At 72.2% G+C, this 26439-nt stretch carries 5 protein-coding genes; all 5 read left to right on the plus strand.

The features are described 5' to 3' along the window. Window positions 1–4: 4 nt before the first annotated feature. Genes OHB13_RS10200 through OHB13_RS10220 form a run of 5 tightly spaced genes read left to right on the plus strand, consistent with a single transcriptional unit; the run spans window position 5 to window position 26437 of the window. Window positions 5–23974 carry a non-ribosomal peptide synthase/polyketide synthase gene (locus OHB13_RS10200; RefSeq protein WP_328376841.1) on the plus strand — a complete coding sequence of 7990 codons (23970 nt, stop codon included), beginning with the start codon at window positions 5–7 and terminating at the stop codon, window positions 23972–23974. 3 nt (window positions 23975–23977) lie between these two features. Continuing rightward, the gene (locus OHB13_RS10205; RefSeq protein WP_328376842.1) at window positions 23978–24193 is read left to right on the plus strand and encodes an MbtH family protein; all 216 of its coding nucleotides are present in this window, start codon (window positions 23978–23980) and stop codon (window positions 24191–24193) included. A 10-nt stretch (window positions 24194–24203) separates the two neighbouring features. Beyond that, complete coding sequence (locus tag OHB13_RS10210; RefSeq protein ID WP_328376843.1) at window positions 24204–25451, plus strand: cytochrome P450; 1248 nt, start codon at window positions 24204–24206, stop codon at window positions 25449–25451. Window positions 25452–25478: 27 nt separating this feature from the next. Beyond that, window positions 25479–26237 (plus strand): SRPBCC domain-containing protein, encoded by a 759-nt coding sequence (locus tag OHB13_RS10215; RefSeq protein WP_328376844.1) that lies wholly within the window; start codon window positions 25479–25481, stop codon window positions 26235–26237. After that, window positions 26237–26437: a hypothetical protein gene (locus tag OHB13_RS10220; protein ID WP_328376845.1), complete on the plus strand. Its 201-nt coding sequence runs from the start codon at window positions 26237–26239 to the stop codon at window positions 26435–26437. Before OHB13_RS10215 ends, OHB13_RS10220 begins: the two co-directional genes overlap by 1 nt. The last annotated feature ends 2 nt before the right edge of the window (window positions 26438–26439 follow it).

Genomic DNA, 26439 nt, shown 5'->3' on the forward strand with positions numbered 1-26439 from the left:
CCCCATGTCCCGTCGCGACGGAGACGTCCTTCCCCTGACCGCGGCCCAGCGGGAGATCTGGCTCGCCGAACAGAGCTCCCGGACGCCGATCCCGGGCTACCGCGTCGGTGAATGCCTGGAGATCCACGGGCCGGTCGACCCGGAGTTGTTCGAAGCCGCGCTGCGCCGGGTGGTCGACGAGGTCGACGCCCTGCACGTGACCTTCGTCGACGACGGTGAAGGCCCGCGCCAGATCCTCCGCGAGACCTGGGACTGGGCGCCCGTCCACCTCGACCTCGGCACCGAGCCGGATCCCCGGGCGGCCGCCATGGACTGGATGGAGCGGGACCTGGCCCGTCCACTGGACCTCGGCCGTGATCCGCTGTTCGGCCATGCCCTGATCCGGCTGGCGCCGACGGAGTTCCTCTGGTACCTGAACTACCACCACGTGGTGCTGGACGCGATCAGCAGCTCCATGGTCCGGCAGCGGGTCGGCGACGTGTACTCGGCACTGGCCGAGGACGGTGCTGTCCCGGCCTGCCCGTTCGGGTCGCTGCGGGATCTCGTCGACAGCGACGCCGCCTACCGCTCGTCCGCCGACTTCACCGCCGACCGCTCCTACTGGACCGAACGTTTCGCCGGCCTGCCCTCCCCGACCCGGCTCACAGACACGTCCGCGACCGACCCGCACCGGGCTCTCCGCGTGGCCGGGGAGCTGGAGCTGCGGAGCCCCGAGGCACTGCGAGCCGCAGCGGGCCGGGCCGGTGTCCGGTGGTCCCGGATGGTGGTCGCGGCGACAGCGCTCTACGCCCACCGGCTGAGCGGCGCCCAGGACGTGGTGCTCGCCCTCCCCGTCACCGCCCGTCGGGGCTCCGGCCCCGAGCTGATGTCAGTACCCGGCACCCTGTCCAACGTGGTGCCCCTGCGCCTGACCGTGCGACCGGACATGCCGTGGGGCGATCTCGTCGCCCAGGCGGCCCGGGAGGTCGAGTCGGCCGTCGCGCACGAGCGCTACCGCAGCGAGGACCTGCTGCGCGACCTCGGCGCGCCCGGCAGCATCGGAACCGCGTTCCCGCTGATCGTCAACATCATGGCCTTCAACGCCAGGCCGAGTTTCGCCGGGCATCCCGCCTCTGTTCACCACTTCGTGTCGGGGTCAACCACCGACCTGGCCGTCTGGGTCTTCGACTACCGGGACGGCAACCCCCCGCTTCTCCGGCTGCACGGCGCCCCGGAGGCGTACGGCGACGACGACCTCGCCGCGCACCAGCAGCGGCTGCTCGCCCTGCTCGACGCCATCGCCGGCTGCGACCCGGCCGAGACGATCGGCCGGATCGACCTGCTCACAGCCGAGGAGCACCGCGAGGTAGCGGCCCTCGGCACCGGGCCGACGGCAGCGGTTTCGACCGAGAGCCTGCCGGAGCTGTTCCAGGGGCACGTCCGGGCGACTCCGGACCTCGTCGCGCTGGTGTGCGGCGACGTCTCACTGACGTATGCGGAATTGGACGCGCGGGCGAATCGGTTGGCGCACGCACTGATCGCGCGGGGCGCGGGGCCCGAGCGGCTGGTGGCGGTGTCACTGCCGAGGTCGGCCGAGCTCGTGGTGGCGATCCTCGCGGTGCTGAAGACCGGGGCGGCGTACGTCCCGGTCGACCCCGAGTATCCGGCCGCCCGGGTCGCGTACCTGCTCGACGACGCCGGCCCGGCTCTGGTGGTGACCGACGCCCGCAGCGGTGAGTGTGTGCCCCACGGGGGCACGGTCGACCGACTGGTGCTCGACGAGCCCGAGACGGCCGCCCTGGTGGCGAGCTTCCCGACGGCCGATCCGATGGTGACCGTCGACCCGAGCCACCCGGTCTACGTGATCTACACCTCCGGCTCCACCGGCAGGCCCAAGGGGGTGGTGGCGACGCACGGCGGCCTGCTCGACGTGCTCACCGACCACCGGTTGGTGCAGTTCGCACCTCTGCTGGAGGACCGACGGCGGCTGCGAGTGGCGCTGACCACCTCGGTGTCCTTCGACGCTTCCTGGAACCAGCTGATGGCCCTCTTCGCCGGCCACGAGCTGCACGTCCTGGACCATGCGACCTGGACCGACCCTGAAGCCTTCGTGAACTACGCGGCGTGCCACGGGCTGGACTACGTCGAGGCCACCCCTTCCTACCTCCACGTCCTTGTCGCCCATGGGCTGCTGGACCATCCGCAGGGCCGCCCAGCGCTGGTCGCCGCGGGCGGCGAGGCCGTCCCCGAGCAACTCTGGAATCGGTTGCGGGCCGCCGACGGACCCTCCTGCCTCAACCTGTACGGACCCTCGGAGTGCACCGTCAACTCGGTGGCTGCTCCCACGGCATCCAGCCCGCGCCCGGTCATCGGCCGGCCCGTCACCAACGCCCGGATGTACGTGCTCGACGCCGCGTTGCGGTTGGCGCCCGCGGGTGTGCCGGGTGAGCTGTACATCGCGGGTGCGGGCCTGGCACGCGGCTATCTGAACCGGCCGGGCCTGACCTCGGGGCGATTCGTGGCGGACCCGTTCGGTCCGGACGGCTCGCGGATGTACCGCACGGGCGACCTGGCGCGATGGAACCCGGACGGAAACCTGGAATTCCTCGGCCGCACCGACGACCAGGTCAAGATCCGCGGCTTCCGCATCGAACTCGGCGAGATCGAGGCGGTACTCGCCGAGCAACCGCAGGTCGCGCGGGCCGCCGTCATGGTGCGCACCGACGAGGAACCCCTGTTGGTCGCCTACGTCGTCCCCGCCGCGGGACAGGACGTACGGGCGGACGCGCTGCGGGCCCGGCTGCGTGAGCGCCTGCCCGAGCACATGATGCCGTCGGCGTTCGTGGTGCTGGACGCGCTGCCGCTGACCCCGAACGGCAAGCTCGACCGGCGCGCCCTTCCTGCGCCCGGGCGGCAGTCCGTCGCACCCGGCCGAGCTCCGCGCACCGCGGTCGAGCACCTGCTCTCCGGGCTGTTCGCCGAGGTGCTGGGCTTGCCGCAGGTCGGTGCCGACGACGACTTCTTCGCTCTCGGCGGGCACTCCCTGCTGGCCACCCGGCTGATCGCCAGGGCACGGTCCGTGCTGGGCGTGGAGCTGAGACTGCACGACCTGTTCGACGCACCTACGGTGGCGGAGCTGGCGGCCGCGGTGGACATCGCGGGCCGGGCGCGCCCGGCTCTGGGGCGGTGCGAGCGGCCTGAGACGGTCCCGCTGTCCTTCGCGCAGCGCCGGCTGTGGTTCCTGCACCGCATGGAGGGCCCGAGTGCCACCTACAACATCCCGCTGACGCTGCGGCTGTCCGGAAGCCTGGACCAGCGCGCCCTGCAAGCCGCCCTGTCGGACGTGGTCGAGCGACACGAGAGCCTGCGCACCGTCTTTCCGGTGGTCGACGGCGTGCCGTGCCAGCGGGTGCTCGACCTCGACGCGGCACGGCCGCTGTTGCGGGTGACCGAGCTCGGCGAGCGCGACCTGCCGGACCGGCTGGCGGAGGCGGCGCGGTACGGCTTCGAGCTCTCCGAGGAGCCGCCTTTGCGCGCCGAACTGTTCCGGCTCGGCACCGAGGAGCACGTGCTGCTCCTGGTGGTGCACCACATCGCCGGTGACGGCTGGTCGACGGGGCCCCTCTCGCGGGACTTGGCAACCGCCTACGCGGCCCGTAGCGAGAAGGCGAAGCCGGAGTGGTCGCCGCTGCCGGTCCAGTACGCCGACTACGCCCTCTGGCAGCAGGAGCTGCTGGGCGACGGCACTGACCCCGACAGCCTGCTCAGCAGCCAACTTGCTTACTGGCGAGAAAAGTTGGCGAACCTGCCCGACCAGGTCGAACTGCCCTTCGACAGGCCCCGGCCCGCAGCGATGTCCTACCGGGGCGCCCACCTGCCGGTCCGGATCGACGCCGAGCTGCACCGGGAGCTGCGCGAAGTCGGCCGCGACGGCGGAGCCAGCCTCTTCATGGTGCTCCAGGCCGGTCTGGCCGCTCTGCTGGGCAAGCTCGGCGCCGGTACCGACATCCCGATCGGCACGCCGATCGCGGGTCGCACCGACGAGTCCCTGGACGACCTGGTCGGCTTCTTCGTCAACACCCTGGTACTGCGCACCGATCTGTCCGGCGACCCGTCGTTCGCGGATCTGCTGGGCCGGGTGCGCTCAGACGCGCTGGCCGCGTACGCACACCAGGAGGTGCCGTTCGAGCACCTCGTGGAGGCGTTGAATCCGACCCGGACGCTTGCGCACCACCCCCTGTTCCAGACCATGCTCACCCTGCAGAACGCACCGTCCGGCACCTTCGACCTGCCGCGGCTGCGGGTGGCGGCCGACCTGGTCCACACCGGGACGGCCAAGTGTGACCTGACCTTCGTCCTGGCCGAACAGCCCGGCAAGGACGGGTTGTCGGGCGTGGTGGAGTACAGCACCGACCTGTTCGACGCGGCCACCGTCACCGAAATCGTCGAACGGTGGCTGCGGCTGCTGCGCGCCGTCGTCGCCGACCCCGGCCGAAGGATCGGCCAGGTGGACGTGCTGTCGGCCGACGAGCTCCGGGCACTGCTGCCAGCCGGCGCCGACCAGGGCGGGGAGCTGCCGGAGAACAGCCTGCCCATGCTGTTCGAGCGGCAGGTGCGGGCAGACCCGGACGCGACCGCCCTGACGGACGGCGAAGCCACACTGACGTACGGCCAGGTGAACGCCCGCGCCAACCGGCTGGCGCACGTCCTGATCGAGCGCGGGGTGCGGCCGGAGGACTTGGTGGCCCTGGCCCTGCCGCGTTCGGCGGAGCTGGTCGTCTCGGTGCTCGCGGTCCTCAAGGCCGGCGCCGCGTACGTACCGGTGGACCCGGAGTACCCGGCCGCCCGAATCGCCTATCTGCTCCAGGACACCCAGCCCTCGCTGCTCGTGACAACGAGCCGGATCGGAGAACTGCCGGGGGCGGAGCACGTGGACCGGCTGCTGCTGGACACCGCCGACCTGGACGGGCTGCCGGACACGGACCCGGGGGTCGCCGTCGACCCGGGCCAGGCCGCCTACGTCATCCACACCTCCGGTTCCACCGGCAACCCCAAGGGCGTGGTGGTCCCGCACCGCAACGTGGTGCGCCTGTTCGACACCACGCGGGACCTGTTCGACTTCTCCGCCAAGGACGTGTGGACCCTCTTCCACTCCTACGCCTTCGACTTCTCGGTGTGGGAGCTGTGGGGCCCGCTGCTGCACGGCGGCCGCCTGGTGGTCGTGGACCACGACACCAGCCGCTCGCCCGGCCGGTTCCTGGAACTGCTCGCCCGCGAGCGGGTGACGGTGCTCAACCAGACGCCGTCCGCCTTCTACCAGCTGATGCAGGCGGACGCGGAGGCCCCGGAGACCGGCTGCCGACTCGCCCTGCGCACAGTGGTGTTCGGCGGTGAGGCGTTGGAGCACGCCCGGCTGGCGAGCTGGTACGACAGGCATCCGGAGGACGCGCCACGGCTGGTCAACATGTACGGCATCACCGAGACCACGGTGCACGTCACGTACACGGCACTCGACGGGTCCGGCACCAGCGCCGGCCAGGTCGGCGCTGCCCTCCCGGACCTGCGGACGTACGTGTTCGACGACGGCCTGCGGCCGGTGGCCCCGGGCGTGCCCGGCGAGTTGTACGTCGCGGGCGCGGGCCTGGCGCGCGGCTACCTGAACCGGCCAGGCCTGTCCGCCGGGCGTTTCGTGGCGGACCCGTTCGGACCGCCGGGGTCGCGGATGTACCGCAGCGGTGACGTGGTGCGCCGCGCGGCGGACGGCAGCCTGCGCTACGTCGGCCGGGCCGACCAGCAGGTGAAGGTGCGCGGCTTCCGGATCGAGCTCGGCGAGATCGAAGCAGCGCTGGCCGTGTATCCGGAGATTGCCCAGGCCGCCGTACTGGCCCGGCAGGACCGGGCCGACGACACCCGGCTGACCGCGTACCTGGTGCCGGCCGCGGGCGCCGCACCGAGCTCCGCCGGCCTGCGGGAGCACCTGCGCGAGCGGTTGCCGGAGTACATGGTGCCGTCGGCGTTCGTCGTGCTGGACGCGCTGCCGCTGACCGTCAACGGCAAGCTGGACCATCGGGCCCTGCCCGCTCCCGACCTCACCCCGGCGGCCACTGCCCGAGCGCCACGTACTCCGCACGAGCAGATCCTCTGCGAGCTGTTCGCGGAGGTCCTGGGGGTGGCGTCGGCCGGCGTCGATGACGGGTTCTTCGAGCTGGGCGGGCACTCGCTGCTGGCCACCCGGCTCGCCGCCCGGATCCGCGCGACGCTCGGCGTGGAGATGCCGCTGCGCACCCTGTTCGAGGCGCCGACCCCGGCGGGCCTGGCCGCCGCCCTGGCGGCGGCCGGGCCCGCGCAGGCCGCCCTTGTCCGCCGCGAGCGCCCCGACGTGATCCCGCTGTCGTTCGCGCAGCGACGGCTGTGGTTCCTCCACCAGTTGGAGGGCGCCGGCGCGAACTACCACATCTCCCTGGCATGGCGGCTGTCCGGGGAGCTGGACCGGCGGGCCCTGGAGGCCGCCGTGGCGGACGTGGTGGCCCGGCACGAGAGCCTGCGCACCGTCTTCCCGGCGGTGGACGGCGTGCCGCACCAGCAGGTGCTGGAGGCGGAGGCAGCCCGCCCGAGGCTGCTCGTGAGCGGGACCATCGAGGCTGACCTGCCCGCGCTGATGGCGGCGGCCAAGGGCCGCCTGTTCGACCTGGCGGTCGATGTGCCACTGCGGGTCGAGCTGTTCGAGCTGGCGCCGGACGAGCACGTCTTCCAGATGGTGCTCCACCACATCGCGGGTGACGGCTGGTCGCTGGGCCCGCTCGTGCAGGGCCTGACCGCCGCCTACGCGGCGCGCCACCGCGGCGAGGAACCGCAGTGGTCGCCGCTGCCGGTCCAGTACGCCGACTACACACTGTGGCAGCACGAACTGCTCGGCGACTCCACCGGCGGGGACAGCCTGCTCGCCGGCCAGGCGGACTACTGGACCCGGCAGCTGGCCGGTCTCCCGGAACTGATCCAGCTGCCCACCGACCGGTCCCGCCCGGCGGTCGCCTCACACCGCGGCGGTGCCGTACTCGCCGGTCTTGACGCCGAACTGCACCGCGGTCTTCGCGAGCTGGCCCGGGCGCACGGAACCAGTCTGTTCATGGTGCTCCAGGCAGGGCTGGCCGCGCTGCTGAGCAAGCTCGGCGCGGGCGACGACATTCCGGTCGGCAGCCCGGTCGCCGGCCGGACCGATCAGGCGCAGGACGAGCTGGTCGGCTACTTCGTCAACACCCTCGTGTTCCGTACCGACACCTCGGGCGATCCGACGTTCGCCGAGGTGCTGAGCCAGGTCCGGGACACCGCACTGGCCGGGTACGCCCATCAGGACCTTCCGTTCGAGCACCTGGTCGAGGTCCTGAACCCGTCCCGGTCGCTGGCGCACCACCCGTTGTTCCAGGTGATGCTGGTGCTGCAGAACGCGCCCCGGGCCGAATTCGCGCCGCCCGGGCTGCGCGTCGACGACATGCCGTCGACATCCACCTCGGCCAAGCTCGACCTGATCTTCACCATGTCCGAGCGGCACGCGGAGGACGGCTCCCCGGAGGGGATCGACGGGTCCGTCGAGTACGCCTGCGACCTGTACGACCCAGCCACCGTCGAGACGATGACCGAGCGGTGGGAGCGGCTGCTCCGCGCCGCGGTCGCCGATCCGCGACAGCGGCTCAGCGGGTTCGACCTGCTCGCCGCCGAGGAGCGCCGTGAACTGACGGAGCTGGGTACCGGGCCCGTGGTGGCCGCGGCGCCGGCCGAGAGCGTGCTGGAACTGTTCCGGGCTCAGGTGCGTGCGATTCCTGACGCCCTCGCGGTGGTGGGACCGGAAGCGTCGTTGACGTACGCGGAGTTGGACGCGCGGGCGAACCGCCTGGCGCACGCGCTGAACGCGCGGGGCGCCGGGCCGGAGCGGTTGGTGGCGGTGTCACTGCCGAGGTCGACCGAGCTCGTGGTGGCGATTCTGGCGGTGCTGAAGACCGGAGCCGCGTACGTTCCGGTCGATCCCGAGTATCCGGCCGCCCGGGTCGCGTACCTGCTCGACGACGCGCGCCCCGTCCTGACGGTGACCGATGCCCGCACCCTGGGCCGACTGCCGGACGGTGCTGCCGGCCGGCTGGTGCTCGACGAGCCGGAGACGGCCGCCCTGGTGGCGAGCTTCCCAACGGCCGATCCGATGGTGACCGTCGACCCGGGTCACCCGGTCTACGTGATCTACACCTCCGGTTCCACCGGCAGGCCCAAGGGTGTGGTGGCGACGCACGGCGGCCTGGTCAACCTGTTCGCCAACCAGCGGCCGCTGATCTCCAGGGCCGGCGAGCGGGTGCGGATGGGGCTGACCACCTCTGTGTCGTTCGACGGCTCCTGCGACCAGTTGTTCGCCCTGTTCGCAGGCCACGAGCTGCATGTCCTGGACGAGGCGACGTGGTCGGACCCGGAGACCTACCTCGAGTACGCCGTGCGAGCAGGCCTGGACACGGTCGGCGGCACCCCTTCCTACCTGCAGGTCCTGATCGAGCACGGTCTGCTGGACGACCCACGGTGGCGTCCTTCGGTGGTCGCGCTGGGCGGCGAGGTCGTGCCGGAGCAGATGTGGGAGCGGCTGCGGGCGGCCGACGGAGTGTTCTCCCTGAACTACTACGGGCCGTCCGAGTGCACGGTGGACTCGGTCGTCGCGCCGCTGGAGTCGAGTCCGCACCAGGTGATCGGCCGGCCCTTCGGGGGTGTCCGGCTGCATGTGCTCGACGCCGCGTTGCGGCTGGCGCCCGCGGGTGTGCCGGGTGAGCTGTACATCGCGGGTGCGGGCCTGGCACGCGGCTATCTGAACCGGCCGGGCCTGACCTCGGGGCGATTCGTGGCGGACCCGTTCGGTCCGGACGGCTCGCGGATGTACCGCACGGGCGACCTGGCGCGATGGAACCCGGACGGAAACCTGGAATTCCTCGGCCGCACCGACGACCAGGTCAAGATCCGCGGCTTCCGCATCGAACTCGGCGAAGTCGAGGCGGTACTCGCCGAGCACCCGGGCATCGCGCGGGCCGCCGTGATCGTCCGGCAGGACCGGGCACAGGGCCCCCGTCTGATCGCCTACCTGCAGGCCGCCACCGGGGCGGAGCTTCGGCCGGAGGACCTGCGGGCGCACCTGCGCGCGCGGCTGCCGGAGTACATGGTGCCGGCCGCGTTCGTCTCCCTCGACGCCCTGCCGCTGACACCGAACGGCAAGCTGGACCGGCGCGCCCTGCCCGAGCCCGAGTCCACCCCGGCTCCGGCCGGCCGGGCACCGCACTCTACCCACGAACACGTGCTGGCCGGCCTGTTCGCCGAGGTGCTGGGCCTGCCTCAGGTCGGTGTCGACGACGACTTCTTCGATCTCGGCGGGCACTCCCTGCTCGCTACGCGGCTGGTGGCACGCGTCCGTGCGACGCTGGGTGTGGAGCTGGCCCTGTCCGCCCTGTTCCGAACCCCGACCGTGGCCGGACTGGCCGCCGGGCTGGGTGACGCGGACCGGGCCCGGCCGGCCCTCGGGCGGGCAGAGCGGCCCGAGCTGGTGCCCCTTTCGTCCGCTCAGCGCAGGCTCTGGTTCCTGCGGCAGCTGGAGGGCGCCGAGTCGGTCTACAACATGCCGCTCGCGTGGCGGCTCTCCGGACCGCTGGACCTGGCGGCTCTTGAGGCGGCGCTCAGCGACCTCACCGGTCGGCACGAAACCCTGCGCACGCTCTTCCCCGCCACGGACGGCGTGCCCCACCAGCGAGTACTCGCCCCGGAGGAGGCATGCCCGAAGCTCTCGGTCACCCCGGCCGACGAGCCGGCCCTGCCGGAACTGCTGGCAGCGGCCGCTGCGCGCGGCTTCGACCTCGCCACCGAACCACCGCTGCGCGCCGAGGTCTTCGAGGTCTCGGCGGACGAGCACGTACTGCTCCTGGTGATGCACCACATCGCCGGTGACGGCTGGTCGCTGGGCCCGCTGGCCGCCGACCTGGCCACCGCGTACGCGGCACGCCGCCAGGGCGGGGCGCCGCAGTGGGCGTCACTGACCGTGCAGTACGCCGACTACACCCTGTGGCAGCACCGGCTGCTCGGCGATGCGGCCGACCAGGACAGCCTGTTCGCCCGCCAGACCGACTATTGGACGCGGACGCTCGCGGACCTGCCGGAGCAGATCCGGCTCCCCGCCGACCGTCACCGCCCCGCGACACCTTCCTGCTCCGGCGGCCACCTGGCAATCGAGCTGGACGCGGAACTCCACGCCGGCTTGGTCCAGCTGGGCCGGGAGAACGGCGCCAGCGTGTACATGGTGCTGCAGGCCGGCCTGGCGTCGCTGCTGGACAAGCTCGGTGCCGGTACGGACATCCCGGTCGGCAGTCTGATCGCCGGCCGGACCGACCAAGCGCTGGACGACCTCATCGGGTTCTTCGTCAACACCCTGGTGCTCCGCACGGACACCAGCGGCGACCCGTCCTTCGCCGAGCTGCTGGTCCGGGTCCGGGAGGAGGCTCTCGGCGCATACGCACACCAGGACCTGCCGTTCGAACATGTCGTCGAGGCCCTCAATCCGTCCCGGTCGCTCACCCGGCAGCCGCTGTTCCAGGTACTGCTCGCGCTGCAGAACGTGCCCCGCACCGAGTTCGAACTGAGCGGTCTGGCCACCGAGATCGTGCTGGTTCGCACGCCGACGGCGATGTTCGACCTCGGCTTCCACCTGCTGGAGCGCGGCGGCACCGGCGGGCAGACCGAGGGCATCATCGGGCGGGTCGAGTACAGCACCGACCTGTTCGACGCCGCCACGGTGGAAGCACTGGTCGCCCGGTGGCTGCGGCTGCTGGCGGCGGTGGTCGCCGACCCGGAGCGTCCGCTGAGCCGGGTCGACGTCCTCACCGCCGAGGAGCGGAGCGAGCTATTGGTCGCCCGCAACGACACGGCCTGCCCGGCGCCTGACGCCACCCTGCCCGCGCTCTTCGAGGCGCGAACCCGGGCGACGCCGGAGGCCCCGGCCGTGGTGTTCGAGAACACCGTACTGACCTACCGCGAGCTGAACCGCCGGGCCAATCGCCTGGCCCACGCGCTGATCGCCCGAGGAGTGGGCCCGGAGCAGGTCGTCGCCCTGCGACTGCCGCGTTCGGCCGAACTGGTGGTCGCCGTGCTCGCGGTGCTCAAGACGGGCGCGGCGTACCTGCCGGTCGACCCGGACTACCCGGCCGCCCGCATCACGTACATGCTGGAGGACGCCCGCCCGGCCGTCGTGCTCGACGATCTCGCGGCCGTCACACCGGCCGGCGAGCTGCCGGAGCATGATGCGGCCGTCCCCGCGGACGCCCGGCACCCGGCCTACGTCATCTACACCTCCGGTTCCACCGGCCGGCCCAAGGCCATCGAGATGCCCGCCGCCGGTCTGCTGAATCTGCTGGAGTGGCACCACCGGACCGTCGGTGGCGAACCCGGCACGCGCACGGCGCAGTTCACCGCGATCAGCTTCGACGTCTCGGTGCAGGAGGTGCTGTCCGCGCTGTTGTACGGCAAGACCCTGGTGGTGCCGACCGAGGAGCAGCGCCGCAGCGCGGAGCTGCTCGCCCACTGGCTGGACCGGCACCGGGTCGAGGAGCTGTTCGCGCCGAATCTGGTGGTCGAGGCGCTGGCCGAGGCCGCCGAGGAGGCCGGGCTGGACCTGCCGCACCTGCGGCTGGTCGCCCAGGCCGGAGAGGCCATGCGGCTGGGTGGCGCCATGCGCCGCTTCCAGGCCCGCCGGCCGGGCCGGGTGCTGCACAACCACTACGGGCCCGCCGAAACCCATGTGATCACCGCCTACCCGCTTCCGGCCGACCCGGCCGACTGCCCGCTGCCGGTGCCGATCGGCCGCCCCATCGCCAACTGCCAGGCGTATGTGCTGGATTCGGCGCTGCGACCGGTGGCCCCCGGTGTGCTGGGCGAGCTGTACCTGGCCGGAGCGGGGCTGGCGCGCGGCTACCGGAACCAGCCCGGACTCAGCGCCGGGCGCTTCGTCGCCAATCCGTACGGTCCGGCGGGCGCGCGCATGTACCGCACCGGCGACTTGGTGCGCTGGCGTGCCGATGGCGAGCTGGAGTTCGCCGGCCGGGTCGACCATCAGGTCAAGGTTCGCGGGTTCCGGATCGAGCCGGGTGAGATCGAGGCCGAGCTGACCGCGCACCCGGGCGTGTCCCAGGTCGCGGTGCTCGCCCGGGAGGACCGGATCATCGCGTACGTCGTCCCCTCGGACGCGAGCGGGGTGACCGCGTCGGCGCTGACGTTGTTCCTGCGCGACCAGGTGCCGGAGTACCTGGTTCCGTCCGCGTTCGTGTTGCTCGACGCGCTGCCGCTGACGCCGAACGGCAAGCTCGACCGGGCGGCGCTGCCCGCGCCGGAGCCGGGCCCGGCCGCCGGCCGCCGGGCGCCGCGCACGCCGCAGGAGCAGATCCTGTGCGAGGTGTTCGCCGAGGTGCTGGGTCTGCCTCAGGTCGGTGTCGACGAGAACTTCTTCGAGCTGGGCGGGCACTCCTTGCTCGCCACCCGGCTGGTCTCACGGGTCCGGGCGGCTCTCGGGGTCGAACTGGAGCTGCGCACTCTGTTCCGGACCCCGACCGCCGCCGGACTGGCGGCCGGGCTGCACGGCGCCGGAACCGCGCGGCGGGCTCTGGTGCCCCGGCCCCGCCGCGAACTGATGCCGCTGTCGTTCGCCCAGCGCCGGCTCTGGTTCCTCCAGCAGTTCGGGGCGCCGAGCGCCACCTATCACATGCCGCTGGCCCTGCGGCTGTCCGGAGACCTCGACCGGGCCGCACTCGGCGCCGCACTCGTGGACGTGGTGGCCCGGCACGAGACCCTGCGCACGGTCTTCCCGCACACCGGCGGAATTCCGTACCAGCGGGTGCTCGACACTGCCGAGGTCGCCGTCCCGTTGTCCGTGCGCACGGCCGGCGAAAGGGAGGTGTCCGCACTGCTGCGCGAGGCGGCGGTGCGCGGCTTCGACCTGGCCTCGGAAGTGCCGCTTCGGGCGGAGCTGTTCGCGGTCGCGCCGGACGAGCATGTGCTGCTGCTGGTCATGCACCACATCGTCGGGGACGGCTGGTCCATGGGCCCGCTCGCCCGTGACCTGGCCGCCGCCTACACCACCCGGCAGGCCGGCGGCGCACCGGCATGGCCGCCGCTGCCCGTGACGTACGGCGACTACACCTTGTGGCAGCACGAGATCCTGGGCGACGAGGACGATGCCGACAGCCTGTTCGCCCGCCAGGTGGCCTACTGGACGCAGACGCTGGCCGGTTTGCCCGAGCAGCTGCAGCTGCCTGCCGACCGGCCGCGCCCGGCCGCCATGTCGTACAGCGGTGACGTACTGGAACTTCGGATCGATGCCGAACTGCACGCGGCGCTGGTCGAGTTGGCACGACGATCGGGGACGACCCTGTTCATGGTGCTGCAGGCGGCGTTGGCTGCGCTGTACACGCGGCTGGGTGCGGGTACGGACATCGCGATCGGGAGTCCGGTCGCGGGGCGCACGGACGAGGCCCTGGACGATCTGGTCGGGTTCTTCGTCAACACGCTGGTGCTGCGCACCGACACGAGCGGTGATCCGAGTTTCGCGGAGCTGCTGGGCCGGGTGAGGGAGACGGCACTGTCGGCGTACGCGCACCAGGACGTGCCGTTCGAGCACCTCGTGGAAGCACTGAACCCGTCCCGCTCACTGTCCCACCACCCACTGTTCCAGACCGGTCTGGTCGTACAGAACGCGCCGGGCGGCGCCTTCGAACTGCCGGGCCTCCAGGTCTCCGGGATGGCCGTGCTCACCGGGACCGCGCGGCTCGACCTGACCTTCGGGTTCGCGGAGGAGTACGGCCCCGACGGCGAGCCGGCCGGACTCAGCGGCACGGTCGAGTACAGCACCGACCTGTTCGACCGTGCGACGGTCGAGATCCTTGCCGCCAGGTGGACCAGGCTGCTGGCCGCGGTCGCCGCCGCACCCGCCCGGCCGATCGGCGGGATCGATCTGCTGTCCGCAGAGGAGCGCGGCGAGCTGCTGCCCGCAGTCGAGGAGGAAGCGGCCGGGGAGAGCCTGCCCGAGCTGTTCGCGGCGCGGGTGGCGGCTGCACCGGACGCGGTCGCGCTGGTCTGCGACGACACCGAGCTGACATACCGCCAACTCGACGCCAGAGCAAACCGGTTCGCGCACGCACTGATCGCCCGGGGTGTCGGCCCGGAACAGGTGGTAGCGGTTTCCCTGCCGCGTTCGATGGAATCAGTGGTAGCCGTCCTGGGCGTACTCAAAGCCGGGGCCGCCTACCTGCCCGTGGACCCGGCCTACCCACAGTCACGAATCGCGTTCATGCTGGACGACGCCCGCCCGGCCGTAGTGATCGACAACCCCGCCACGGTGACCGAAGGCGACTGGCCACACACCGACCCGCACATCACACCCGACACCCGGCACCCGGCCTACGTGATCTACACATCGGGCTCGACCGGCCGCCCCAAGGGCGTCGTCGTGAGCCACGGGGGTGTATCGGGCCTGGTGGCGGCGCAGGCCGACCGGCTCGGCCTGGCGCAGGGCAGCCGGGTGCTCCAGTTCGCCTCGCCCAGCTTCGACGCGTCCTTCTGGGACCTGTGCGGCGCGCTGCTCACCGGTGCCGCCCTCGTACTGGCCCCGGCCGAGGCTCCACTGGAGGCCCTGACCGACCGCCGGTGCTCCGTCACTCATGTGACGCTGCCGCCCTCCGCCCTGGCTGCGCTGGACGGCGCCGAACTCACGGCGACCACCCTTGTCGTGGCGGGAGAGGCGTGCCCGCCGGAGCTGGTGCAGCGCTGGGCGCCCGGGCGCCGGATGATCAACGCGTACGGCCCGACCGAAACCACGGTGTGCGCGACCATGAGCGACCCGCTGTCCCCCGGGACCGGCGTGCCGCCCATCGGGCGACCGGTCGCCGGCTTCCGGACGTATGTACTGGACGAGCGGCTGCGCCTCGTACCGCCGGGCGTGCCCGGGGAGTTGTACGTCTCCGGTGCGGGTCTGGCCCGCGGCTATCTGGACCGGCCGGGTCTGACCGCGGGACGGTTCACGGCGTGCCCGTTCGGGCCGGCGGGCGCGCGGATGTACCGCACCGGCGACCTGGTGCGGCGGCGTGCCGACGGCGAGCTGGAGTACGTCGGCCGGGCCGACCAGCAGGTGAAGGTCCGCGGCTTCCGCGTCGAACTCGGCGAGGTCGAGGCCGCGCTGGCCGAGCACCCCGCCGTCGCCCGGACCGCCGTCGCGGCCCAGGACGACCGGCTCGTCGGATACGTGGTGGCCCGCCCCGGCCTGGCCGCCCGTCCTGCGGAGTTGGCGGCGTACCTGCGCGAGCGGCTGCCCGACTACCTGGTGCCGGCCGTCTTCATGGTGTTGGACGCGTTGCCGCTGACGCCCAACGGGAAGCTGGACCGGGCGGCGCTGCCCATGCCCGAAGCCACTCAGGCGGGGAGCGGGCGGGTGCCGCGCACGCCGCAGGAGCAGATTCTCGCGGAGTTGTTCGCGGAGGTGCTCGGCGTGGAGCGGGTCTCGGTCGACGACGACTTCTTCGAGTTGGGCGGGCACTCCCTGCTCGCCACCCGGCTGGCCGCCCGGGTGCGCTCGGTGCTCGGCGTCGAACTCGGGCTGCGTGCGCTTTTCCAGGCGCCCACCGTCGTGGGCCTGGCCGAGGCGCTGGCCGAGGCCGGCCGCGCCCGCCCGGCGCTGACCCCGTACGAGCGGCCCGGGGCAGCGCCGCTTTCCTTCGCCCAGCGCCGGCTCTGGTTCCTGCACCGTATGGATGCCGCCGCCGCGACGTACCACATCCCTCTGGCGTTGCGGCTGGCCGGCACACTCGACCGCCCCGCACTGGATCAAGCGCTGGCCGACGTGGTGGCCCGGCACGAGAGCCTGCGGACGGTGTTCCCGGAAGTTTCCGGCGTACCCTGCCAGCGCGTGCTGGATCCGGCAGCGGTCCGCCTCCGGGCCCGGCCGACCGAGGTGACACCGGGCGAACTGCCGGAGCGGCTCGCCGAGTCCGCCCGGCAGCCCTTCGAGCTCGCGACAGAGCCGCCGCTGCGCGCCGAGCTGTTCGCTCTCGCGCCGGACGAACATGTGCTGCTGCTGGTCATGCACCACATCGCCGCTGACGGCTGGTCCACCGGGCCACTGGCCCGCGACCTGGCCGAGGCGTACGCGGCCCGTTGCGAGGGCCGGACGAGCAGCCGGCCGGCCTTGCCCGTGCAGTACTCCGACTACACGTTGTGGCAGCGCGAGCTGCTCGGCGACGCCGCCGACCCGCAGAGCCGGTTCGCCGAACAGCTCGACTACTGGAAGCGACAGCTGTCCGACCTGCCCGAGCTGCTCCCCCTGCCCGCCGACCGGCCACGCCCGGCCGTCGCAGGCCGGCACGGGGACCACGTCGGTCTGGAACTCGGCCCCGAACTGCACGCCGCACTGGCGGAGTTGGCGCGGAGCACCGGGACGAGTCTGTTCATGGTGCTGCAGGCGGCGTTGGCTGCGCTGTACACGCGGCTGGGTGCGGGTACGGACATCGCGATCGGGAGTCCGGTCGCGGGGCGCACGGACGAGGCCCTGGACGATCTGGTCGGGTTCTTCGTCAACACGCTGGTGCTGCGCACCGACACGAGCGGTGATCCGAGTTTCGCGGAGCTGCTGGGCCGGGTGAGGGAGACGGCACTGTCGGCGTACGCGCACCAGGACGTGCCGTTCGAGCACCTCGTGGAAGCACTGAACCCGTCCCGCTCACTGTCCCACCACCCACTGTTCCAGACCATCCTTGCCGTGCAGAACGCGCCGATGGGCCGGTTCTCGCTGCCCGGCCTGGACGTCACCACCTACGCGGTCGCGACCGGTACCGCCAAGTTCGACCTCGGCGTGAGCATGGCCGAACAGTTCGGTCCCGACGGGAGCCCGGCCGGAATCGCCGGCGCGGTCGAGTACGTCACCGACCTGTTCGACCACTCGACGGTGGCCGCCCTGGTCCGGCGTTGGACGCTCCTGCTGGAGGCCGTCACCGCCGACCCCGAGCTGCCGATCGGGGAGATCGACCTCCTCGGCGCCGACGAGCGGCACCGGCTGCTGGAAGGTGACAACGCCACCGCCCGGGACGTGGGAGCCGTCCCGCTGCCGCAGGCCTTCGCGGCGCGGGTGGCGGCTGCACCGGACGCGGTCGCGCTGGTCTGCGGTGACGTCGAACTGACATACCGCCAACTCAACGCCAGGGCCAACCGGTTCGCGCACGCACTGATCGCCCGGGGTGTCGGCCCGGAACAGGTAGTAGCGGTTTCCCTGCCGCGTTCGATGGAATCAGTGGTAGCCGTCCTGGGCGTACTCAAAGCCGGGGCCGCCTACCTGCCCGTGGACCCGGCCTACCCACAGTCACGAATCGCGTTCATGCTGGACGACGCCCGCCCGGCCGTAGTGATCGACAACCCCGCCACGGTGACCGAAGGCGACTGGCCCTACACCGACCCGCACATCACACCCGACACCCGGCACCCGGCCTACGTGATCTACACATCGGGCTCGACCGGCCGCCCCAAGGGCGTCGTCGTGAGCCACGGGGGTGTCGCGAGTCTGGTCGCAGGACAGATCGAGCGCTTCGCGATCGAACCCGGCAGCCGGGTGCTCCAGTTCGCCTCGCCCAGCTTCGACGCCTCGGTGTCGGAGATCTTCACCGCCCTGCTGGGCGGCGCCGCCCTGATGCTGCCCCCCGCCGCCGATCCGGTAGCCGCCCTGATCGATCCGGGCCTCGGCGTCACCCACGTGACGGTGCCCCCGTCCGTCCTCGCCGCTGTGCCGGACGGCACGGTGACCGTGTCGACGCTGGTGGTGGCGGGTGAGGCGTGCCCACCGGAGCTGGTGCAGCGCTGGGCGCCCGGGCGCCGGATGATCAACGCGTACGGCCCGACCGAAACCACGGTGTGCGCGACCATGAGCGACCCGCTGTCCCCCGGGACCGGCGTGCCGCCCATCGGCCGGCCGATCGCCAACGCCCGTGTGTACGTGCTCGACGACCGCCTGCGGCCGGTGCCGCCGGGCGTGAGGGGGGAGCTGTACGTCGCGGGCGCGGGCCTGGCGCGCGGATACCTTCACCGGCCGGGCCTGACGGCGGGGAGGTTCGTCGCCTGCCCGTTCGGATCCGGTGAGCGCATGTACCGCACCGGCGACCTGGTGCGCCGGCTGGGCGACGGCCAGCTGGAATACGTCGGTCGCGCCGACGACCAGGTGAAGGTCCGCGGCTTCCGCGTCGAGCCCGGCGAGGTCGAGGCCGTCCTGGCCGAGCACCCCGCCCTCGCCCAGGCCGCCGTCGCGGCCCAGGGCGACTCGCTCGTCGGCTACGTCGTCCCCCGCCAGGACACGGTCCGGGACAGCGGCCTGGAAGCGGACCACGTGGGCGAGTGGCAGGACGTCTACGACGCCCTGCCCATCGCCCCCGACGAAGCGGCCTTCGGCCACAACTTCGTCGGCTGGAAGAGCAGTTACGACGGCGGCCCGATCCCCGTCGAGCAGATGCGGGAATGGCGGGACGCGACCGTGACCCGCATCCTGGCCCTGAACCCGCGCCGGGTGCTGGAGATCGGAGTCGGCACCGGTCTGCTGCTCTCACAGATCGCCCCCGGGTGCGAGACCTACTGGGCGACCGACTTCTCCGCCACCGCGATCGACGCCCTGACCGCTCAGGTCGCGAAGGAGGAGGGGCTGACCGGGCGCGTGGTGCTGCAGACCCGTCCGGCGCACGACACCGACGGGCTGCCGGCCGATGAGTTCGACACCATCGTGATCAATTCGGTGGTGCAGTACTTCCCGTCCGCCGACTACCTCGCGGACGTGATCGGGAAACTGATGAGGCTGCTCGCCCCCGGGGGCGCGCTCTTCGTCGGCGACGTCCGCAACCTGCGGCTGCTGCGCCCGCTGGCCACCGCCGCCGAGCTGCACCGGGCCGGCGACGGCGCCGACCGCGCGGCCGTGCGCCGCGCGGTGGAGCAGGCTCTCAGGGTGGAGAAGGAACTCCTGGTCGATCCGGACTTCTTCACCGTCCTGCGCGAGCAGGGCACGGACATCGGCACGATGGCCGTGGAGGTCAAGCGCGGCCGCCACCACAACGAACTGACCCGCTACCGCTACGACGTGACGCTGCACAAGCCGCTCGTCGCCCCGGAGAGCCCGACCGCCTCCGTCGACCTGGCCTGGGGGCGGCAGATCGGGACGGCCGGGCTGCGCGAGCTGCTCGCCCAGCCGCCCGCCGAGGTGCTGCGGATCACCGGGGTGCCGAACCGCCGTGTGGTGGGAGAAGCCGCCCTTGCCCGCGCGGTACAGGACGAGGAAGGACCGCTCGCGGAACTGCTGGAGCGGTTGCACGCCCCGGAGGAGAGCGGCCTCCCCGACCCGGAGGACTTCCACACCCTCGGCAGGGAGTTCGGCCGCACGGTGGCCGTCACCTGGTCAGCCGCCGCGGCCGACGCCGTGGACGTCGTCCTCGCCGGGGCGCTCCACGGCTCGACGTTCGAGCCGTGCCGGCCGGCCGGGGCCTCCGGCCGGCCGCTGTCCTCGCTGACCAACCGCCCGGCCGGCAGCCGTGGCACCGGCGCCCTCCTCGGCGAACTCCGGGACTGGCTGCGCGGGCGGCTGCCCGACTACCTGGTCCCGTCGGCGTTCGTCGCGATGGACGCGCTGCCACTGACGGCCAGCGGCAAGCTCGACCGCCGCGCACTGCCCGCCCCCGACCTCGGCACGGCCGCTGTCGGACGGGCGCCGCGCACCCCGCAGGAGCAGGTCCTGGCGGAGCTGTTCGCCGAGGTACTCGGGCTTGCACAGGTCGGGGTCGACGACAGCTTCTTCGACCTCGGCGGACACTCGCTGCTGGCGACCCGCCTGGCCTCCAGGGTCCGGGCGACCCTCGGTGCGGAGCTGGAGGTCCGGACCCTGTTCGAGACCCCGACCGTGGCCGGGCTGGCGGCCCACCTGGACGGTTCCGGAGCAGCGCGGCCCGCGCTGACCGCCCGTCCCCGTCCGAAGCGCCTGGAACTGTCCTTCGCTCAGCGCCGCTTGTGGTTCCTGCACCGGATGGACGGGCCGAGCGCCACCTACAACATGCCGCTCGCGCTGAGCCTGACCGGCAGCCTGGACCGGTCGGCCCTGCACGCCGCACTCGGGGACGTGATCGCCCGGCACGAGAGCCTGCGGACGGCCTTCCGCGAGACCGACGGCGTTCCGTACCAGATCGTGCTGAGCACCGCGCAGGCACACCCGGCGCTGCCGGTGGTGGAACTCGACGAGAGCCAACTGGCCGAGCGCCTGGCGAACACGGCCCGGCGCGGCTTCGACCTGGCCGCGGAGCCGCCGATCCGGGCGGAGCTGTACGCGCTCGCCCCCGACCGGCACGTGCTGCTGGTCGTGGTGCACCACATCGCTGCCGACGGCTGGTCGATGGGACCGCTCTCCGGCGACCTCGCGACGGCCTACGCGGCGCGCTGCCGGCGCGAGCAGCCGCAGTGGTCCCCGTTGCCGGTGCAGTACGCCGACTACACCCGCTGGCAACGCGACCTGCTCGGTGACGCCGACGATCCCGACAGCCTGTTCGCCCGGCAACTGGCCTACTGGAAGGGCGAGCTGGCGGGAATTCCGCAGCAGGTGCGGCTGCCCGCCGACCGGCCCCGGCCGCCGGTGGCCTCCCAGCAGGGCGACCGGGTCGTGGTCCGGCTGGACCCCGAACTGCACCAGGCACTGCGGGATTTGGCCACGGAGCGCGGGGCCAGCATGTTCATGGTGCTCCAGGCCGGTCTCGCAGCTCTCCTCAACCGGCTCGGTGCCGGTACGGACATCCCGATCGGCAGCCCGATCGCCGGCCGTACCGACCAGGCACTGGACGAGCTCGTCGGCTTCTTCGTCAACACGCTGGTGCTGCGCACCGACACCAGCGGCGACCCCGGCTTCAGCGAACTGCTCGGCCGGGTGAGGCAGAAGGCGCTCACCGCGTACGACCACCAGGACGTGCCCTTCGAGTACCTGGTCGAGGTGGCCAACCCGGTGCGGTCGCTGGCCCATCATCCGCTGTTCCAGATCATGCTGGCGCTGCAGAACGCGCCGCTCGGCGAGTTCGCCCTGTCAGGGCTGGAGACGGGCCACCTGGAGGCGCCGACCGGGACCTCCCGGGTCGACCTGACTTTCAGCCTCGCCGAGCAGTTCCGCCCGGACGGAGGTGCCGACGGTCTGGTCGGCGCGGTGGAGTACGCCACCGACCTGTTCGACGCGTCCACCGTGGAGCTGCTGTTCGAGCGCTGGGCCCGCCTGCTGCGCGCGGCGGTCGCCGACCCCGGCTGGCCGATCAGCCGGATCGACCTCATGTCCGACGCCGAACGCCACCGGCTGCTGTACGGCTTCAACGACACGGCCGCGGAGTTGCCGTCGGCCTCGGTGCCGGAGCTGTTCGCCCGTCAGGTGCGGGCCAACGCGGACGCGGTCGCGGTCGTGGCGGGCGGCACCGAGCTGACCTACGCGGAGCTCGGCCTGCGGACCGGCCTCCTGGCGAGGGCGCTGATCCGCCAGGGAGTACGGCCGGAGACTCCGGTGGCGGTCCTGATGGACCGCTCGGCGGAGCTGGTCGTGGCGATCCTGGCGATCGTCAAGGCGGGTGGCGCCTACGTACCGCTGGACTCCCGCTTCCCGTCCTCCCGGATCGACCTGATCATGCGGGAGAGCGGGGCCGCACTGGTCCTCACCCCGGAGGTGCTCGCCGCACTCATGCGGTCCGCGGCCGCCGACCCGGACCCGTACGACGTCGACGTCGCCTGCGAACCGGGGCAGGTGGCGTACATCATGTACACCTCCGGCTCGACCGGACGGCCGAAGGGCGTGGCCGTGACCCACGGGGACGTGGCGGGCCTGGCGCTGACGCCCGAATGGCGTGGTGGCGGGCATGAGCGGGTGCTGATGCACTCCCCGACGGCCTTCGACCTCTCGACCTACGAGCTCTGGGTTCCGCTGCTCAACGGTGGCCGTGTCGTGGTCGCACCGCCCGAGCAGCTCGACCTCGACCTGCTGCAGCACACGATCACCACGCACGGGGTGACCGGACTGTGGCTGACCGCCGGTCTGTTCCGTCTGGTCGCCGAGGAGCGACCGGGCGTGCTCGCCGGGGTCCGCGAGGTGTGGACCGGCGGCGATGTGGTCTCCCCCGCTGCCGCCGCGCGGGTGCTCGCGGCCTGCCCCGGCATCGAGGTGGTCAACGGCTACGGACCCACCGAGGCCACCACCCTGGCCACCTGTCACCCTGTGCGCGACCTCCCCGAGATCGCCGCGACCGTACCGATCGGCGGGCCGATGGCGAACATGCGCGCCTACGTGCTCGACGACCGGCTGCGGCCGATGCCGACAGGCATGGTCGGTGAGCTGTACCTCGCGGGGACGGGCGTGGCGCGCGGCTACTTCGGCCGCCCCGGCTTGACGGCTGAGCGCTTCACCGCCGACCCGTACGGGCCGGCCGGAAGCCGGATGTACCGGACCGGCGACCTCGCCTGGTGGCGCCCGGACGGGCACCCACGGACGGAGGCCGGGGGTGGAACTCTGGAGTTCGCCGGACGCGTCGACCACCAGGTCAAGCTGCGCGGTCAGCGGATCGAGCCCGGGGAGATCGAGGCGGCACTGACAGGCTGCCCGGGCATCGCCCAGGCCGCTGTGGTCGCCCGTGAGGACCGGCCGGGAGACAAGCGGCTGGTCGCCTACCTGGTGCCCACGCCCGAGGGTGCGCCCGGGACGGCCGAGCTGGCCGCCCGGCTGCGCCGCGAACTGCCCGACTACATGGTGCCGGCGGCCTTCGTCACCGTGGACACGCTGCCGCTGACCGCCAACGGCAAGCTCGACCGAGCCGCGCTGCCCGCCCCCGACTACGGGGCATCGGACGCCGGGCGCGGCCCCCGGACGCCGCAGGAACAACTGCTGTGCGGTCTGTTCGCCGAGGTCCTCGGCCGGGAGCAGGTGGGCATCGACGACGGCTTCTTCGATCTGGGCGGGCACTCACTGCTGGCCGCCCGGCTGGCCTCCCGGATTCGCGAGACCCTCGGCCTGGAGCTGGGGCTTCGCCTGCTGTTCGAGGCGCCGACCGTGGCCGGGCTCACCGAACGCCTGGGCATGAACGGTCCGGACGACGCGCTGGACGTGCTGTTGCCGCTGCGTTCGACCGGGACGGGCACTCCGCTGTTCTGCGTCCACCCCGGCGGCGGCATCAGCTGGTCCTACAGCGGGCTGCTGAACCACCTCGGTCCGCAGCACCCGGTGTACGCGATCCAGGCGCGCGGCCTCGGCCGCCCCGAGCCCCTTCCGACGTCCTACGAGGAGATGGCGGCGGACTACGCCGACCATGTCCAGAAGATCCAGCCGGAGGGCCCGTACCTGCTGCTCGGCTGGTCCGCGGGCGGACTGATCGCCCATGCGCTGGCCTGCGAACTGCAGGCCCGCGGCGAGCGGACCGCACTGCTGTCGATCCTCGACGCCTACCCGGTGAAGGACGTGCGGTTCGAGGAGGAGCCGGTGCCCACCGTGCGGGACGTGCTCGTCGGGGTGCTCGACGTCGACCCGGACGAGCTGGACGACCAGGAGATCACCTACGCCGAGGTCGCCGAGGTACTGAACCGACGGGGCAGCGCACTGGCCGGTCTGAACGAGCGGCAGGTCGAGGTGATCGTCCAGATCATGATCAACAACGCGAAGCTTGCGGTCGACTTCGTCCCCGGCAAGTACGACGGGGATCTGCTGCTGTTCAACTCCACGATCGACCGGGGCGACGACGACGCCGGTCCGGAGGTCTGGCGCCCGTACATCACGGGCCGGATCGAGTCCCACGAGATCACCACCCGGCACGACCAGATGACCCAGGCGGGATCGCTGGCCCAGATCGGGCCGATCCTGGCCGCCAGGATCGCCGAGACCACCGGTGATGCCGGTGACACCACCCATTCCCTTCAGGAGGACTGACCCATGACCAACCCCTTCGACGACCAGGACGGCACCTTCCTCGTCCTCGTCAACGACGAGAACCAGCACTCGCTCTGGCCGCAGTTCGCAGACGTCCCGGCCGGCTGGACCGTTGTCCACGGTCCCGACTCCCACGCCGCCTGCCTGGAACACGTCGAGCGGTCCTGGACCGACATGCGGCCGAAGAGCCTCGCCGACGCCATGAACGCCCAGCGGTAGCACGGCCGACGTGACCTCCACCGACACACTGGGCGGGGCCCGCGAAACCGCGGGCCCCGCCCGGCCCGACGACCTCGCCGCGGCCCTGCTCACCTCCGGGGCCCGGCGGGACCCGTACCCGCTCTACGCCCGCATGCGGAGCGAGGACCCGGTCCATCGAAGCCCCCAGGGCATCTGGTACCTCACCCGGTACGCGGACGTCGAGGCAGCGCTGGGCGACCTGCGGCTGTCCAACGACCGGGACCGGATGACCCGCGCGTACAGCGCGCTCGGCGGCGACCTCAAAGCCCTCAGCAGGCTCACCGACCGACTCGGCCGGGTGATGACCAACACCGACCCGCCGGACCACGCCCGGCTGCGCAAACTGGCCAACAGAGCTTTCACCGCCCGGCGGGTGGAGGCGCTGCGCGACGGCGTCCGGCGGATCGTCGACCGGCTCATCGACGAAGCGGTCGCGGCCGGGCCGGCCATGGACCTGATCGAGGCCGTCGCCTCCCCGCTGCCGATGTCCGTGGTCTGCGAACTCTTCGGCATTCCGGAAGAGGACCAACCGCAGGTCAAGAGCTGGTTCCGCCGCTTCGGCCGGCTCAGCGAGGACATCGACAGGTCCGAGGCGGCGATCGACCAGTACGAGGAGTACCTGTCCGGGCTCATCCGGCAGCGCAGGCGTGCACCGGGCGACGACCTGATCAGCGCCCTGGTCGCCACCCAGGCGCAGGACGACCGGCTCACCGACTCCGAACTGCTGTCCACCTGCTTCGTCCTGATCACCGCCGGCGACGAGACCACCACCCACCTGATCGGCAACGGCGTGCTGGCGCTGCTGCGCCACCCGGACCAACTGGCCCGGCTGCGCGCGGACCCGGACCTGATCCGCGGCGCCGTCGAGGAACTGGCCCGCTACGACACGGTGACGCAGGCGATCGTCCGGGTGGTGGCGCAGGACCTGGAGATCGGCGGACGGACGCTGCGGGAGGGCGAGTTGGTCTACCTGTTCCTCGGCGCGACCAACCGCGATCCCGAACGCTTCGAGGACCCCGACCGGCTCGATCTGTCCCGCCCGGGCAACCGGCACCTGAGCTTCGGCCACGGCCCGCACTTCTGCCTCGGCGGCCCCCTGGCCAAGCTCCAGACGGAGGTAGCCGTCGGCACGCTGGTGCGCAGGCTCCCCGAGCTGCGGCTGGCCGACGCGTCGGCCCTGGACTGGCGGGACAACCCGCTGCAGCGGCGGCTGACCGCTCTCCCGCTCACCTACTGACACCTGAACGACGAAGGAGTACCGACCATGGCCCGAGAGTTCGAGGTCTGCCGGGAGCAGTACCTGCCCGTCCCGCCCGACCAGGTCTGGAACGCCGTTGCCACCGGCCCCGGCAACCTCGGCTGGCTCTATCCGATGGAGATCGAGCCGCGCGTCGGCGGAAAGGTCACCCGGGGAGATGCCATCGTCGTGGCGTGGGAGCCACCGCACCACTTCGCTGTCCGGGCAACCCAGGAAGGCGGGTTCTCCAATACGCTCAGCTACCGCATCGAGTCGTCCGACGGCGTCACGAGCCATCTGCGTACGGGAATCCACTGGGTGCACACGGGTGTCGTCGACGATGCCTGGAACTGGGACGCCAAGACGGACGTGGCCGAGAAGTACGTCGACTTCCACCAGCACGCCCTCGCCGAGTATCTCCGGCACTTCGCCGGCCGGCCCGCCGTCTACATCAGGTCCCAGCGCCCCGAACCCACCGCCGACCCGGCCGACTTCGCCGCCCTGCGCCGACGCCTCGGCCTTGCCGACGACGCGGCCGTCGGCGACCGTTTCACGCTCCTGGCCCCCGGCCCGGAGCGTGAAACCGTGGAGGTGGTCGTCGACTGGCTCAGCACCGACTTCGTCGGACTGCGAGGCCCGGACGCCCTGTACCGGTTCTTCAACGGCAGCACCTGGAACGTGCCGATCTGGCTCGGACACCACCTGTTCGCCGGGGAGACCGATGAGCAGCAGGCCACCAAGGAGTGGACCGCCTGGCTCGACGAAACCCATGCCCAGGAGCTCTGATGGAAACCTCTGCGCAGACACTGCTCTTCGCCGCTGAACTCGTTGAGGAGAACGGCACCTTCGCCCTCGTCGTCCAGGACGTGAGGCGGGGTACCGTCCAGTCCACCCCGGTCCCCAAAGCCATGGTCGACAAGCTCCCGACCTTCCTCTCGGCGCTCACCGCCAAGCTCCATCCAGTGCAGCCGCGCCGCCGTTGGTAGCG

Source organism: Streptomyces sp. NBC_00440 (assembly GCF_036014215.1).
Taxonomy (GTDB): domain Bacteria; phylum Actinomycetota; class Actinomycetes; order Streptomycetales; family Streptomycetaceae; genus Streptomyces.

What these genes read in the sequence shown, in the direction of transcription:
- OHB13_RS10200 (WP_328376841.1), top strand. Translation starts at nt 5, where the DNA reads ATGTCCCGTCGCGACGGAGACGTCCTTCCCCTGACCGCGGCCCAGCGG.
- OHB13_RS10205 (WP_328376842.1), top strand. Translation starts at nt 23,978, where the DNA reads ATGACCAACCCCTTCGACGACCAGGACGGCACCTTCCTCGTCCTCGTC.
- OHB13_RS10215 (WP_328376844.1), top strand. Translation starts at nt 25,479, where the DNA reads ATGGCCCGAGAGTTCGAGGTCTGCCGGGAGCAGTACCTGCCCGTCCCG.
- OHB13_RS10220 (WP_328376845.1), top strand. Translation starts at nt 26,237, where the DNA reads ATGGAAACCTCTGCGCAGACACTGCTCTTCGCCGCTGAACTCGTTGAG.